General features: G+C 63.4%; 9 protein-coding genes. 2 read left to right on the forward strand and 7 right to left on the reverse strand.

The features are described 5' to 3' along the window. Positions 1 to 74 precede the first annotated feature (74 nt). Positions 75 to 1,901: an MORN repeat-containing protein gene (locus EB233_RS09030; protein WP_064991963.1), complete on the forward strand. Its 1,827-nt coding sequence runs from the start codon at positions 75 to 77 to the stop codon at positions 1,899 to 1,901. A gap of 222 nt (positions 1,902 to 2,123) precedes the next feature. On the opposite strand, the gene amrB is transcribed toward EB233_RS09030, so the two are convergent. The 5 genes from amrB to EB233_RS09055 all read right to left on the reverse strand — a co-directional run bounded on the left by amrB (position 2,124) and on the right by EB233_RS09055 (position 10,310). After that, a complete protein-coding gene (amrB, locus tag EB233_RS09035; protein ID WP_244277820.1) occupies positions 2,124 to 3,803 on the reverse strand; it encodes an AmmeMemoRadiSam system protein B in 1,680 nt (559 codons plus the stop codon). Positions 3,804 to 3,853: 50 nt separating this feature from the next. Further along, positions 3,854 to 6,832, reverse strand: a complete 2,979-nt coding sequence (locus EB233_RS09040) for a caspase family protein (protein WP_064991965.1) — start codon at positions 6,830 to 6,832, stop codon at positions 3,854 to 3,856. Between the two features lie 56 nt (positions 6,833 to 6,888). Then, positions 6,889 to 7,596, reverse strand: a complete 708-nt coding sequence (locus EB233_RS09045) for a DUF4760 domain-containing protein (RefSeq protein ID WP_027054419.1) — start codon at positions 7,594 to 7,596, stop codon at positions 6,889 to 6,891. Further along, positions 7,593 to 7,973, reverse strand: coding sequence for a hypothetical protein (locus EB233_RS09050; RefSeq protein ID WP_064992115.1), 381 nt, complete (start codon positions 7,971 to 7,973; stop codon positions 7,593 to 7,595). Before EB233_RS09050 ends, EB233_RS09045 begins: the two co-directional genes overlap by 4 nt. Positions 7,974 to 8,108: 135 nt before the next feature. Then, positions 8,109 to 10,310 carry a caspase family protein gene (locus EB233_RS09055; RefSeq protein ID WP_244277821.1) on the reverse strand — a complete coding sequence of 734 codons (2,202 nt, stop codon included), beginning with the start codon at positions 10,308 to 10,310 and terminating at the stop codon, positions 8,109 to 8,111. Positions 10,311 to 10,555: 245 nt separating this feature from the next. On the opposite strand from EB233_RS09055, the gene EB233_RS09060 reads away from it, so the two are divergent. After that, positions 10,556 to 10,960 (forward strand): Fur family transcriptional regulator, encoded by a 405-nt coding sequence (locus EB233_RS09060; RefSeq protein ID WP_027054422.1) that lies wholly within the window; start codon positions 10,556 to 10,558, stop codon positions 10,958 to 10,960. Here the strand turns inward: EB233_RS09060 and EB233_RS09065 are convergent. Both EB233_RS09065 and polA read right to left on the reverse strand, forming a co-directional pair. Then, positions 10,957 to 11,250 carry a macro domain-containing protein gene (locus EB233_RS09065; protein WP_155765449.1) on the reverse strand — a complete coding sequence of 98 codons (294 nt, stop codon included), beginning with the start codon at positions 11,248 to 11,250 and terminating at the stop codon, positions 10,957 to 10,959. The two genes, EB233_RS09060 and EB233_RS09065, sit on opposite strands and share 4 nt — an antisense overlap. A 192-nt stretch (positions 11,251 to 11,442) precedes the next feature. Further along, a complete protein-coding gene (gene polA, locus EB233_RS09070; protein ID WP_064991967.1) occupies positions 11,443 to 14,394 on the reverse strand; it encodes a DNA polymerase I in 2,952 nt (983 codons plus the stop codon). Between the last annotated feature and the right edge of the window lie 41 nt (positions 14,395 to 14,435).

Consider the following 14,435-nt stretch of genomic DNA (forward strand, 5'->3'; position numbering starts at 1 on the left):
AACCGCTCACACTTTTCCTGGAATTGCTTTACGCTTGATCAGCCAAGGGGTTGGCCTCCACGGGGATTCAAGGGATGGCGCGGGCAAGGGCAGTGTTCGGGGTCGCGGCCGCATCGATGCTGGCCACGCTGATGCTTTCAACGGCTTTTGCCGATCCGGCCCCAGTCGGCGGCGCCTGGGCCGAACGGGTGCAGATCCTCTACCAGGCCGAGACACGCTCGGTGCTGCGCAGGGCGGTCCGCGTCTGGGACTTCCATCCGGAGAAGAACCTTGATTTCGTCTGGGAGCCGGCGGCGGGCCAGTCGCCCGACAAGACGATCGCCGAGGACGGCACCATCAACGGCAAGGGCAGGCTGGTGTGGCGGGTGCGCGGCTCGGCGAGCTATGACCCGAAGACCGTCTACTCCAGCTATTTTGGCGATGTCAGGAACGGCCGCCCCGATGGGCAAGGCCGGCTCGAATTGCGGTCCGGCGAGGTTTTCGACGGGCATTGGCTGGCAGGTGAACTCGATGGACAGGGCATCCATGTCGATGCCGACGGCAACCGCTATGAAGGCCAGTTCGTCGCCGGCGTTCCGAACGGCGAGGGCCGGCTGCTGTCGAAGACGGGTGAGATCTTTGCCGGCTCATTCACCGGCGGGCTGAAGAACGGCAAGGGCACCACGCGGCTCGCCGGCGGCACGGTCTACGCATCGCAATGGGTGATGGGCAAGGAGATCGGCGGCTTGCGCCCGGACGTTCTGGCCGACGCCAGGGTCGGTGGCCTGCTCAAGGCGCAGGCCGGCAGCGGCGATGCCGACAAGGTGGAGATCGGCGTCGTGGTCGACCAGCGCATGACCCAGCAGTCCGACATGCAATACCAGCATTTGGTGCGCGACGAGGACATTGCCATCTATCCGCAGGCGGATGAGGACAATAATAGCTGGAACGGCACCGGGCAGATCACGACCAACAACGTCTTTGGCAGCAAGGACTGGGACGACGCGCCGGCCTTCGCCGAGGTCGACCTCAAGACGACAGACCAATCAAAAGTCAAGCTCGACAAACTGGAAATGAAGGTCGCGTCGAGCGAAGCCTACCGCAAGCCGATGCTGTCGATATCGGAGCATTTCGGCTGCGTCGGCTTCCGGCCGGATTTCTCGATTATCAACAATGGCTGGGGCGATGCCAAGGACATGAAGATGTCGATCCAGTTCACAACGGTGGACGAGGATGGCAACCCCACCGGCCAGCCTAGCCGGATGTTCACCAAGGACATCGGCGGTTTCGGCGAAGGTGCCGACGTGTCGATCAAGAGCGTGCTCGACGAGGCCGGCGTCGACACGGCCAGCCTGGAGACGGGACGTTTTCCCTGTCCTTCGGTCGACAGTCTCAATGTCTGCCGCAGCCAGTTGACCAATAAGATCAAGTTCGGCGAGGTCGCCGACTATCTGGGCAACATGCAACAGGCGATGACGCTGAATGCCATCGGCAAGTTCGATTATTCCTGGACGGATGACGAAGGTCACGTCTACCAACAGAGCGAGCCGTTCCGCACCTCTGTGACCATGGCGGTTTTCGAGACCCCGGAATCGATGGCCGAATGTGGCGATGGCGGTGGCGGCAGCCCGGAAGCGATGCGCTATCAGAACATCGAATTCCCGATCGGCAAGCACGACTACACGATCGCCATGCCGGTGCGCGGCAACAAGAACGTCGGCGCCTATACGGCGCGGCTGAAGATGTGGTCGGCGATGTCGTCGATCCACAGGTTCAACATCGCGGCGCATTTTGCCGATGGCAGCGTGCGCGAGAGTAAGCCGGTGACCTTCTTCTATTTCAAGCCGAAGCGGTCGCTGTTCGAGACCAAAACCGAGCCGGCGGCCTGCTATCTGCCGCGCGACATGGTCGGTTGCGGTTAGGGTGTGTCGTTAGTTAGGCCGGCCAGCGAATGACAGTTCTCTGCGCTTCCGGCCTTCGCCGGCCGAAGCATTTTTGAATGGCGCGGCGTCTAATTGAGGCTACGGCCGGCGTAGGCCGGTGCTCGCGTACTTCAGTACGCTCCGCCCCCGTTCTCAAGAACCGCCAATTCTCCACTCGGCCTGACCTGAATCTCGACCTTCCCTACGCCCGCCAAGAGGCGGCTATTTCCTGCCCATCTCGAAATAGTTGGGCAGCGGGATGAGGCGGGTGAAGATCGTGCCCTGGGGAAAGACGCGCAGTTCCAGCATCGATCCTGACGAGCGCTCGGCACTCTGGTCGAACAGGAAGTTGCCGAGCGAATAGACTTCCGCAACATCGCCGCCGGCAAGCGGGACGATCGCCTCGCTCGACACATGCGGATGGCCGCCGACAATAACTGACGCGCCACGCAGCCGCATCTCGCCGGCAAGCATCTCCTCGCGCGGCGATGGTTCGGTCTTGTACTCGCGGCCCCAGTGGACGAAGGCGACAACCGGTCGCTCAGCATTTTCATGCAGCAGCCGGTCGAGCAGGGCAGGGGTCAAAAGGTCGGTGTTCCTCGAGCCGTTTGTATCGATGTCGGTCAGGCCGACAAGGTCAAGACCGGCGAGAGCCAGCGTCTCGCCCTGGCCGAAATGCGGGATGCCGGCCTCGTCCAGCGCGCGCAGCGTTTCGGCATAGCCCGACGGGCCGAGATCGTAGGCATGATTGTTGGCGAGGCTGACGCCGGCGACATGCAGCCGCTTCAGCATGCTGGCGGCGAGGTCTTGCGGCATGGCCAGCGTCATGTCGTCGATCGCTTCCGGCACGTTGGGCAGGATGACGCCTTCGAGGTTGACGATCAGCGGCCGCGATCCGGTCAGCGCCAGGACGCTGTCGACGATCCTGTCGGCAACGCCGTCGCGGACCAGGATCTTCCTCATGGCGCGGCCGAAATTAACGTCGCCGGCGAGATAGTAGATGCTGTCCTTGGGTCGCGCCGGGTTGTTGAAGCCGGGGCCGAAGGCGCCGAACAGCGCCACCACATAGCTGGTGGTCCGCTCGACATAGTCCGACGTGTGTTCCTGCGAATTCTCGTTGGCGACGACCAGCGGCTGGGCGCCGAACAGTTCGCGCTGCAGCCTGGTCTGGATGTAAAGCGCGCCGACGGAATCGGCATGGTCCGGCTGGCGCAGCGCGGCGATGCCTTCGAGCGAGCCGGCGGCCAGCATGTTCAGGGTCTGCTGGTCGAAAAGCCTGGACTCATGCTGCGGCAGATAGTGCGAGAAGTCCGTGGATTCGACGATCAGCGTGTCCCGGTCGACGATGGCTTTGAGCGCCTCGGCCAGCCTGTCCCAGTCGCCGCGCTTCGCCTTCACCGACATCGCCACCGGCACGATCTTCGCCTCGGGGAAATAGTGGTGCAGGAATGGCAGCATGGCACGCACGCCGTGTTCCTTGTCGAACAGACAGGACTCTTCGACCATGTCTCCATGTGCTTCCAGCAGGCGCACGGCATCGCCGTCGGCGGCCACCGGGCCGAGCACGGTGTCGAAGCCGCGCAGCGTGGTGGCATAGAGCATGTGCGTCTTGTGGAAATGGTCCGGCGACAGGATGACGATGCGTTTGTAGCGGAAGCCGGAGGCGGCCTGGAAACCGAGAGCCACCAGGTCGGCGGCCAAGAGATGATGCGGCACGGTGATGCCGGTCAGCCGCTGGTTGGAGAGAGGGACGTTGGCGACGCTGGCGATGGCGTCCTTGAACAGTGTGGCGTCGTCATAGAAGGGCGGGAAGTTTTCGTTGCCGGGCGGGCAGACGACAGGGGCTGCCTGGGCCGGGCCCGGAAGGCCGAGGATGCACAGGAGGAATAGCACTATTGCCATAACGGGCCACATCTGCGCGAGGCTGGTGCCTGAACGCGGATCTGGCCTCCTCACGGCTCGGCCAACACGATGTTCTCCACGCCGCCGACATAATAGAACGGCTTTTGCTTCGACGCGGTCAGCCGCACCACCTCGCGCGAGATGAAATCGGCGAGCCCGAACAGCGTGACGCCGCCATCCGAGGTCTTCGCCTTGCCGCGCAGACCTTCGAGGACCGAATAGGTGAACACGCCATGGCCGAGTTCCGGCAATTCGGCGGCGGTGTTGTTGGCGGCGGTCGCCGAAAAGACGACGATGCGCGCGTCCTGCGCGTCCTTTTCCAGTCGCGGATTGAAGGCGTTGGCGGCATGGCAGGTATCGAGCAGCATGAAGCGCATGCCCTTGGCCCGTTCGACCGACTTCTGGATATCACCCCAATCGACAAGCGAGGAGCGCTTCCAGCGATCGGCATCCTGTTTGCGGCCATCGGTGGGGATGAAATAGTAATCCTCGTCGATGTTGATGCCATGGCCGGCGACGAAGACGATGGTGGTGTCGTGCTCGCCAGGCTTGTCGAGGAAGTCGGCGAGCTGGTCGTCGATCGTGTGCGAGTCCGGCTCCATGATGTTGCCGGCGTTGGCGACGGTGTAGGTCTGCTGGGCCTTGTCGGGGCTTTCGTCGAGCGCCTCGCGGTTGACCAGCACCAGCGTTTCCATCGACGAGAACAATGGCGCCGATTTCTGCGCAATCACCTTGAGGAATTCGGTGGCGTCGTCGACGGGGTAGCGCAGGTCGCAGGCGTGGCCCGAACAGGCGTCGGTCAGGAACGGGTATTTGTCGACGCCGATGACGGCGACATAGAGCTTGCCCTTGGCCTCGACCTTTTCGGTCTTTCTCGCCAGCGCCGTCACGCTGCGCTCGGTCAGATAGCCAAATTCGTTGGTACCGGTGATGCGGATGGTGTTTTGGCCATTCTCGACCGGCACTTCGACAATCGTCTTGTCGCCGTCCACCGAACGCGTGGTGACGTCGCCGACATTGCGGCTGTCCGACAGGATCGAGAAGCCGGATACATCGGTTCCGGCGTCCCTGGCGCCTGTTATCTCGACGGCGACATAGCCGTCGCGGGCCTTGCTTTGGTCCTCGGCGAGGCGGATGCCGAATTCCGGCGGCTTGCGCTGCAAGAGTTTCTGCAACTCATTGTCGACGCCCGGCCGCATCTCCTTGACCGCCTGTTTGGCGCTGCGCAGGATAATGGCGCGGCGCACCATTTCCGGGCTCCAGAGATATTTCTTCAACTGGCCGGCGCGAATGAAGCGGCCTTCATGGTCACGCCCCTGGTTGACCTGCCAGCCGATCAGCTTGTCGCCCTCGTCGGAGGAATAATAGTAGCCCTGCGGCATCCAGGCGATCCATTGCGAGCCGGCAAAGAACATCGACACGATCAGCTCGTGCGTCTTCAAATTCCACAGCCTGAGCGTCTGGTCGGCGCTGCCGGTGACCAGCAGGCCGGCCTTCTGCGAAGCGACCATGGCGTTGATCTCGCCGGTATGTCCGGTGAATTCGCCGGAAACCCTGGCGGTCGCGGCCTTGTATTCCAGCAGCGTGCCGTCATTGCCGCCGGTGATCAGGCCAAGCCCATCGTCGATCAGCGTGAAGGCGGAATGGGCAAAGCCGTTGGTGGCATCGTTCTCGATCGAGCGTACCACCTTGCCGCCATTGGCGATCTCCAGCACGGCGTTTTCCAGCGCGTCCTTGCCGCCTGTCGCGGCGTGCAGCGACCACTGGCCGTCGCTCAGCGCGGCGCGCGCAAACGAGCCGGATCCGGTCAGCGGCTGCGGATCATCGAAGAACCGCTCGGAAGTAGGCAGTTCCAGCCTTTTGTCCAACGCCCCCATTTGTTCGGGGCAAGCCACGCGCTCCGGGCAAGGGTTGGCATTGCCCCAGGCGATGATGCCGTTTGCCGCGTCGATGCCGACGGAAGTCACCGGCTCGCCCAAACCCTGCAGCAGAGCCTTGCGTTCGCCGGTCGCCGGGTCCCAGACCTGAATGGCGTTGCGAGTGCCGCCGGCTGTCGCCACGAGCGAGCCGTCGGCATTGGCTGCGCTGGCATAGACGATGCCGTCATGGCCGGCATAGTCGAGCCGCTTCTCGCCGGTGTCGCTGTTCCAGACGACGGACCGATGCTTGTCGGCGCAGCGATAGCCGCAGGAGGCGACCAGAAGGGCACCCTTTGCAAAAGCCAGCGAGCCGATGAGGAAATCCTGTTTCGGCATTGTGCGCGCCAGCGTGCCGTCAGCAGCATGCCAGAGCTGGACCTGCCCATCCTTGCTGCCGGTGGCAAACACGCTGCCGTCCTGCGAGACCGCCAGCGCCAGGACGCTGATGTCCCGCAATGGCTCGGCTTCATCCGGCAAGGCGATCTCCTCGCCCTTGGCGACATCCCAGAGCCGGATGCCGTTGTCGGTCGTCGTTGCCGCCAGCCGGGTTCCTCCCGCCGCGAAAGCCAGCTTGTCGACGTGCCAGGAATCGGCGTCGAGTTTCTTGTCCAGCGTCCAGCCAGGCGTGGCCTTGTCGTCCTGCTTCCACAGATTGACGACGCCATCGCCACCACCGGAGGCCAGTGTCTTGCCGTCGGGAGAGAAGGCGAGGTCATAGGTGGCGTAGTCGGCGGCCTTGAGCACGGCCTCGATCTTGCCGGTGGCGAAGTCGAACAGCCTGATGTCGCCATAGGGCGGCTTGTCGCCGAGGCCGGGGCCGAAATAGCCGCCGGCGGCGATCGTCTTTCCGTCCGGCGAGACCGCGATCGCGAAGACCTTGCCGTCGTTTCCCGTGCCGAGATAGCCGCGGATGGTGCGCAGAGTCACGCCGCTCCGCCAGTCCCAGATGCGGATGGTCTTGTCATCGGATGCCGAGACGACGTTCTCGCCGTCGGGGGTAAAGGCGAGGTCGGCAATCCGGGCGGTATGTCCCCCGGTGTCAAGGTCGAGATGGAAGTCCGGGGCGTCGTCGGCACGGACGACCGGGGCCGCGACCATGGCCGCGGCCATGGCCAGCCAGCGGCAGGCAGATTTGAGGCGGACGCTGATCCCGGCTCTTCGCATCGCTATTTGGCTTCGGCCGCCGGCTGCCCGTTGCGCACATAGGCTTCGATAGCGGTGGCGAACGTCGGCGAACCGGCCTTGCGCTGCTTGTCGACATAGCCGGCAAAATAGCTCCAGAAGGAAACGGCGTAGTCGCGGAAATAGGCGTCGGTCACCTTGCGCGAGCACAAATTGCCATCGATGCAGAAGGACAGGCGGTTGAGGAAATAGACGATGCGGTCGAAATTCTCGTTGAAATCGGCAAGCGGCATGTCGCCGCCGGAAGCGCTCATCGCCTCGATGCCGATGCGCTGCCGGAAGACCTGCTCCTCGGTCGGCGAGGGGTTGGCGCTGAGCAGATTGTCGTATTTGGCATTGAGGGCCGAGAGACGATCTTTCAGCGCCCGCTGCGCCTGCTGATAGTCCTTGGTTTCCCAGAGCTCGACCAGCGACATGGTTTGCTCGACGCGCTTCTGCTCTTGGTTGGCCAGGAACTGGTAGACCGAGAATGCCAGGGTGAAGATGATAGCAAAACGCACCAGCATGCCCGACCAGGCATAGACGAGCATGCGCCAGTCGCGATCGGTGAAGGGATTGCTCTCTTTCTTGATCTCGTGGCTGCTCGGCCACGGGAAACCTTCGGTGGTTTCCGGCAGCGTCTGCTTCGCCGCCGACGCCTTGGCCGGCGCCGCCACCCCTGCCTGCTTTACCGTGCCCCCCGGCTTCTTCATTTGCAGCTGTCCAGTTCGATGGTGGCGGAGGGATCAAGCACGATGCCGGGCGCTTCGAGCTGCTTCTTGAGGCACTGCAGTTGTTGGTGCGAAACAATGAACTGTACGTCCGGCTCCACAGGCGTCTTGTTCGGCGAGGGCAATGCCTCGACAATGCCGCGCGAGGCGCAGCTCGAGAGATCGACCACCACCGCATTACTGCTGGTCTTGGCGAATTGGTCGTACTGGTCGAGGAAGCAGGTCGCCAGTTCCGAATTGGTAACGATCTGCTTGACGCAAAGTCCACAAATGTCCTGCGCCGAGGCATTGGCGATCAGCAACAGGCCGCCGGCAAGTCCGGCAACTGTTCCGCGCCAGGAGAAAAGAGATTTCTTCACAATCGATCCTATCTGCACAATCGATCCTATCTGCTTCATCAGCCGCTGGCCCCTGGCTGCGGCCGGGAATGTTCTCATATCGCGCCAATCGCGCAAGAGCCGGCGTTATCGGGCCGCGCGACCCGGCGCCGGAACTCAGGCGCGCGGCACCGTCTCCATCGGGAAGATCATCACCGCGCCTTTCGGGCCGCTCTTGTCGGCAAGCCGCATCACCGAGCGGGTCGGCGGCGCCGCACCGATATCGGCGAGCATGTCGGAGAAACTGGCGGGTCCCAGGCCGCGCGTCATCGACGCGACGCCGTCCTGCGCCAGGAAGCTCAGGTCTTCCTTCTCGCTCTCCGGCGGCGCTTCAGTCAGCACCGCGATCATCCGCTCCATGCCGAAGCTGGTATCGGTGAAGGCTAGCAGCCCCTCCTCGAGCGTGGCCTGCGGGGCAAGGCGCTCGGCAACGATGTGGGTGATCGAGTAATCGCTGCCGACATAGAGCACGTTGATGTCGACCAGCTGGTCCGAGCTGTTCTTGGCCAGCACATGCACCTCGTCGCCCGGCGAGACGCGCGGCACCACCGAAGCCTGCAGCGGCTCGAGCCCGTCCGCGTCGCGGCGCTTGACCTGGAACTGGACGTCGACATCCTCAGGCTTGTAGTCCGAGGCCACCGCCAGCCGCGACAGGCCGGTGGCGCGGAAAATGGTGCGCAGGTTCCGGGTCGCGGCATCGACCAGCTTCTGGCGGTCGTCCATGTGGATGATGATCAGCGGCGGCTTGGTGCCGTCCTTCAAGGTAACGTCGCCGGATGCCGGCAGGAACCACAGCGCCGGCTTGTCCGTCGCATCCTTGGCGGCGCCTTCAATGGCGTTCTCGCGCATCACCGCGAAGCGCAGCTCGGCGCCTTTGCCCGGGTCGACCAGCTCGATGTTGAAGCCGGTCTCCTTGGCCGTGGCCAGTTCGTCGAGAACCGAATTGACGAGTTCGGCTTCCTTCTCCAGTCCCTTGCTCGCGGCGGGCCGCGCGACGGCGAGCTTGTAGTCGACGGCGATCTCGGCCACCCGCGCATAGGCGTTGGCGGGAATGTCGGCCAGGTTGAGTGCCGGCTTCTTCTCGAACTCGACCGGCTTGACGTGGCTTTCCAGGTTCTTTGCCGACTCCACCTCGAGATAACCGACCGCGTCCGACAGCGACGACAGCGCCGAAGGCAGGATGGCGAGCTTGCTACCGGGCGTGAGGCGATGCAGCAGGCCGGCGCCGATCGTCGCCTCGCCGTCCTTGACGACGATCGGCCATTGCATGACGGCGTCGGTCTTGTCAGTGCCGAAGACGCGCGCGTCGAGTTCGCCCTCGAACAGCGGCGTCGGCCGCGTGCGGCTGTCGGCCGAGTATTGCTGCAGCACGGCCTGGCCGAGCTGGCGATAGGTGACGTTGGGGTTTTCGGCGAGCTTCGACAGGATGGTGAAGGTGAACAGGCCGAAGCGCGGCGCGTCCGTCGTGCCCTTGGGCAGCGGCATCTCCGGCGTCGTCTCCACCGTCTGCGCGGCGTAGAAGGCGACCAGCTTGCCCTTGGTGATCGGCTCGCCGCCGGTCGGCGTCAGGTTGAAGGCTGGCTTGCGCGCGCCATTCTCGTCAAGGCCGCGCGAGGCGCCCGCGACCGTGTCCTCATACGTCTTGATGGCTGCCGCCCTAGCGGCCTCGTCACCGCCGACCAGATCGGCGAATTCGACCTTGCGCTCCAACTCGTCGTCGACCTCGACGGCGCGTGTCGCGGTGCCGGAATGGCAGCAGTCGAACACGGCCCAGACGAAGGCGCCCTTGTCGCGGATGGCGTCCAGCGCATCGCCGATCTCGTTGTCGACCAGCGCGTTCGGCACGCCGGCGTCGCGGTTGATCCACTTTTCGATGTCGACGGGCAGGAAGATCTCGTCGAGCCCGTCGGTTTCGTCGCCCTTGACCATTTCCGGCTGCTGCGCGCCGTGGCCGGACAGATGCAGGTAGACGAAGTCGTCGCGCTGCACCTTGGCGGCGAGGTCGGTCAGCGCCGCCTTGATTGCCGCATGGGTCGGCAGGCCGCTGGCGCCGGGCACGTCCTTGGCGAGCAAGGTGACGTTTTCGGGTTTGAACCGCACGGGATCGGGCACGTTCTTCAGAAGGTATTCGTGGACCAGGCCGGCATCGTTCTTCGGCCCGATCAGCCAGTTCCTCTGCGGCAGGGCCGGATATTCGGTGCAGGCGACCAGCAGCGCATGGTAGCTGCGCGATGCCGCCAATGCCCGGAACGAAATCGTACCGGCCGCCATCAGCGCGGACGTGCCGACAAGCAGCGTCCGGCGTGTCAATTTGATCATACTGCTTCCCCAAGCCCGATCGAATTTCCCAAGCGATACCACCCTCGCCGAGGATTTTGTCAGTATTTTGAATGTCGCCGCGCCATTAAGCCAGACGTCATCAAATGTGCCGGCACTTCACAGATTGGCCCGGGACAACAACAGAAGAGTAGCAAAGACGACGGTTCGTCGCTATCTGAATGGGATCAGGCCGTTTGCACGGGCAAACGGCCTGGGGATGGCGCAGGGCAGACTGGAACAGAACCATGGCGGCAAGGGATGTGCTGACGAAGAACCAGTTGTGCGTGCTCGAGAAGCTCGAGACCGCCAGCGGGCCGCTCAGTGCCTACACCTTGCTCGACCAGCTGCGCGAGCGCGGTTTTCGCGCGCCATTGCAGGTTTACCGGGCGCTGGACACGCTGGTGAAATCCGGCTTCGTGCACCGGCTGGAAAGCATCAATTCCTTCGTCGCCTGCGCCGAGCCGCACGACCACAGCCATTCGATGACCGCTTTCGCCATCTGCGACACTTGCGGGCAAGTGACGGAGATGTCCGATCACGATGTCGACCACCGGCTGAACGATTGGGTCAATTCGACGGGCTTCGCCGCCAAGAAGGCGGTGATCGAATTTCGCGGGACATGTGCCAAGTGCCGGGCTGAAGCGGCCTAGGCGTCTTCCAAGCCCTCGAATTCATTCAGGAACGTTTCATAGACAACGAAGCGGGTAATGCTTGGCGTGAGGTGCTCGACCAATAGGGGCTTCACTTGGTCATGCCACGACAATTTGCCGAGGCCTGATCCGATTTTGGGCAAGGCTACAGATTCCACCTCATTTTTCTTTGCCCACATGGCAAGTTCACGCACCGCCTTCGGAGATACGGAAGCGTAGCGTGATACATATCCGGCTGGGTGGCCAGATACACGAAGCCCGGTCTTTCGCCAGTTGGTGTAATCACCCATAACTGTCCGCCAGTAAATCTGCCGGTCCGTGCGTACTTCTTGAACGCGGCCTGTACATCTGGCCATCTTTTTGCAATCTTCAGCGCAAGTCCGGTACCAAGACCTTCTTGATTGCCTTCGGCGACGCCTTGAGCAATGTAGCTTTCCCTTGCTGCCAGGAGGTTTCCAGCGACAAAGACGATCATCGAACGTTCAATGCGCCTCGTCCCAGTTGTTCGCCGCGCGGGCGTCGACGTGCAGCGGCACCGACATCGATACCGCCGGCATCGCGGCGTTTTCCATGACGTGGCGCACGACCGGGATTGTCGCCTCGACTTCCCCTTCCACCGTTTCGAAAATCAGTTCGTCATGCACCTGCAGCAGCATGCGGGCCGATAATTTTGCCTCGTCCAGCGCTTCCTCCATGCGCACCATGGCGCGGCGGATGATGTCGGCGGCCGTGCCTTGCAGGCGGGCGTTGATCGAGGCGCGCTCGTTGAATGCGCGCAGCGACGGGTTCGAGGAGCGGATATCAGGATAATGGATGCGGCGGCCGAAGATCGTTTCAACGAAACCGTGCTCGCGCGCATAGGCCTTGGTCTCCTCGATATAGTCGCGGATGCCGGGGAAACGCTCGAAATACTTCTTGATGTAGTTGCTGGCTTCCTCGCGCGGGATCGACAGCTGGTTGGCGAGGCCGAAGGCAGAAATGCCGTAGATGATGCCGAAATTGATCGCCTTGGCACGGCGGCGTATCTCCGATGGCATGCCCTCCACCGGTACGTTGAACATTTCCGAGGCGGTGATGGCATGGATGTCGGCGCCGTCGGCGAAAGCCTGCCGCAGCTGTGGAATTTCGGCGACATGGGCAAGCACGCGCAGTTCGATCTGGCTGTAGTCGGCCGAAACCAGCTTGTTGCCCTTGTCGGCGATGAAGGCTGTCCTGATCTTGCGGCCTTCGGCGGTGCGCACCGGAATGTTCTGCAGGTTCGGGTCGGAGGATGACAGTCGGCCGGTCGTCGTCGCGGCCAGCGCGTAGGAGGTGTGGACGCGTTTGCTGTCCGGGTTGACGAAGCCGGGCAGCGCGTCGGTATAGGTCGATTTCAGCTTGGTCAGCTGGCGCCAGTCGACGATCTTGCGCGGCAGTTCGTGACCCTCGGCGGCGAGGTCTTCCAGCAGCTGCGCCGAGGTCGACCACTGGCCTGTCTTGGTCTTCGAGCCGCCGGGCAGGCCCATGCGGCCGAACAGGATGTCGCCGAGTTGCTTGGGCGAGCCGATGTTGATGCGCTCGCCGATGAGCTGGTAGATTTCCTCTTCGAGCCGGGCGGCACCTTGTGCCAGTTCGCCCGACAGCCTGGACAGGATCTGGCGGTCGACCGAGATGCCACGCTGTTCCATACGCGCCAGCACCGGCACCAGCGGCCGTTCCAGCCGCTCATAGACCGAGACCAGTCCTTTGGCGGCAAGCCTGGGCTTCAGCACCAGCCAGAGCCGCAGCGTCACGTCGGCGTCTTCGGCGGCGTGCGCGGTCGCCCTGTCGATGTCGACCTGGTCGAAACCGACCGAGCTCTTGCCGGAACCGGTCACGTCCTTGAGCTGGAGCGGGGTGTGGCCGAGCCATTTCTCGGCCAGCGCGTCCATGCCGTGACCGTGAGGCGTGCCGGCGTCGAGCACGTAGGAGATCAGCATGGTATCGTCGAAAGGCGCGACATCGATGCCGTAACGGCTCATGATGACCAGATCGTATTTCAGGTTCTGCGCGATCTTGAGGACCGATTTGTCCTCGAGCAGCGGTTTCAGCACCGCCAGCGCTTCGCGCAGCGGGATCTGGTTTTCGAGCGTGCCGCCGCCGAGCAGATCACCATTGCCGCTCTTGTGGGCGAAGGGGACGTAGCCAGCGCGGCCGGGTGCCGTGGCGATGGCCATGCCGATCAGTTCGGCCTGCATCGGATCGCTCGACGTTGCCCTGACGTCGAAGGCGGCGATGCCGGCCTCGCGCGCCTCGGCGACCCAGGCTTTCAGCGTCTCGATATCGCGGATGCAGTGATAGGCCGCCGTGTCGATCTTGCCGGTGGTCGCGCGCTCCAGCCGCAAGGCTGAGAGCAGGGAAGGGGTATCGCCTTGCTTGGGGGCGTCCGTCGCGGATAGCGCCGCTCCGTTGGCCTGACCGGGCTCGACAGCGCCGCGGGCCGGCGCTCCGGCACCGACGTCAGGGCCATGCGCATTGTCGGCGCGTTCGACGGCCACCGCCACGGCCTGGACGTCGCCGGCCTCGGTGCTGGTCGCTTCCGCGACGCGGCGGGTCAGCGAGGTGAATTCCATGGTTTTCAGGAAGCCGATCAGCTTCGGCCCGTCCGGGGCATGCAGGACGAAATCGTCCAACCCCTCGGCCACCGGCACGTCGTTCTTCAGCGTCACCAATTGGCGCGAAATGCGCGCCTTGTCGGTATTGGCGATGATCGATTCGCGTCGCTTGTCCTGCTTGATCTCGCCGGCGCGGGCCAGCAGCGTGTCGAGGTCGCCGAACTGCTCGAGCAACTGCGCCGCAGTCTTTGGCCCGATGCCGGGCACGCCGGGGACATTGTCGACGGAATCGCCGGTCAGCGCCTGCAGGTCGACCATCTTTTCCGGCGGTACGCCCCATTTCTCGATGACTTCGGGAATGCCGATCTGACGGTCCTTCATCGGGTCGTACATGCCGACGGTGTCGCCGACCAGTTGCATCAGGTCCTTGTCGGAGGAGATGATGGTGGTATCGCCGCCCGCTTCGCAGGCAAGCCGGCAGTAGGTGGCGATGAGATCGTCGGCCTCGAAGCCCTCCATCTCGATGCAAGGCAGGTTGAACGCCCTGGTGGCCTGGCGGATCAGGCCGAATTGCGGGATCAGGTCTTCCGGCGGCGCAGAACGGTTGGCCTTGTATTCGGGGTAGAGGTCATTGCGGAAGGTTTTGGAGGAATAGTCGAAGATGACCGCGAAATGCGTCGGCACGATGCCTACATCGGTGTTGCGGGCATCGAGCATCAGCTTCCACAGCATGTTGCAGAAGCCGGAAACGGCGCCGACCGGCAAACCATCGGATTTGCGGGTCAGCGGCGGCAGCGCATGATAGGCACGGAAGATGTAGCCGGAGCCGTCGACAAGGAAGAGATGATCGCCTTTTTTCATGTCGGCAGGGATAGCGCGGGGCCGGCATCGCGTCCACTGAC

Origin of the sequence: Mesorhizobium erdmanii (genome assembly GCF_013170725.1) — a bacterium.
Lineage (GTDB): Bacteria > Pseudomonadota > Alphaproteobacteria > Rhizobiales > Rhizobiaceae > Mesorhizobium > Mesorhizobium erdmanii.

What these genes read in the sequence shown, in the direction of transcription:
- EB233_RS09045 (WP_027054419.1), bottom strand. Translation starts at nt 7,596, where the DNA reads ATGAAGAAGCCGGGGGGCACGGTAAAGCAGGCAGGGGTGGCGGCGCCG.
- EB233_RS09040 (WP_064991965.1), bottom strand. Translation starts at nt 6,832, where the DNA reads ATGGCCGCGGCCATGGTCGCGGCCCCGGTCGTCCGTGCCGACGACGCC.
- EB233_RS09055 (WP_244277821.1), bottom strand. Translation starts at nt 10,310, where the DNA reads ATGATCAAATTGACACGCCGGACGCTGCTTGTCGGCACGTCCGCGCTG.
- EB233_RS09065 (WP_155765449.1), bottom strand. Translation starts at nt 11,250, where the DNA reads ATGGGTGATTACACCAACTGGCGAAAGACCGGGCTTCGTGTATCTGGC.
- amrB (WP_244277820.1), bottom strand. Translation starts at nt 3,803, where the DNA reads ATGGCAATAGTGCTATTCCTCCTGTGCATCCTCGGCCTTCCGGGCCCG.
- EB233_RS09060 (WP_027054422.1), top strand. Translation starts at nt 10,556, where the DNA reads ATGGCGGCAAGGGATGTGCTGACGAAGAACCAGTTGTGCGTGCTCGAG.
- EB233_RS09030 (WP_064991963.1), top strand. Translation starts at nt 75, where the DNA reads ATGGCGCGGGCAAGGGCAGTGTTCGGGGTCGCGGCCGCATCGATGCTG.
- polA (WP_064991967.1), bottom strand. Translation starts at nt 14,394, where the DNA reads ATGAAAAAAGGCGATCATCTCTTCCTTGTCGACGGCTCCGGCTACATC.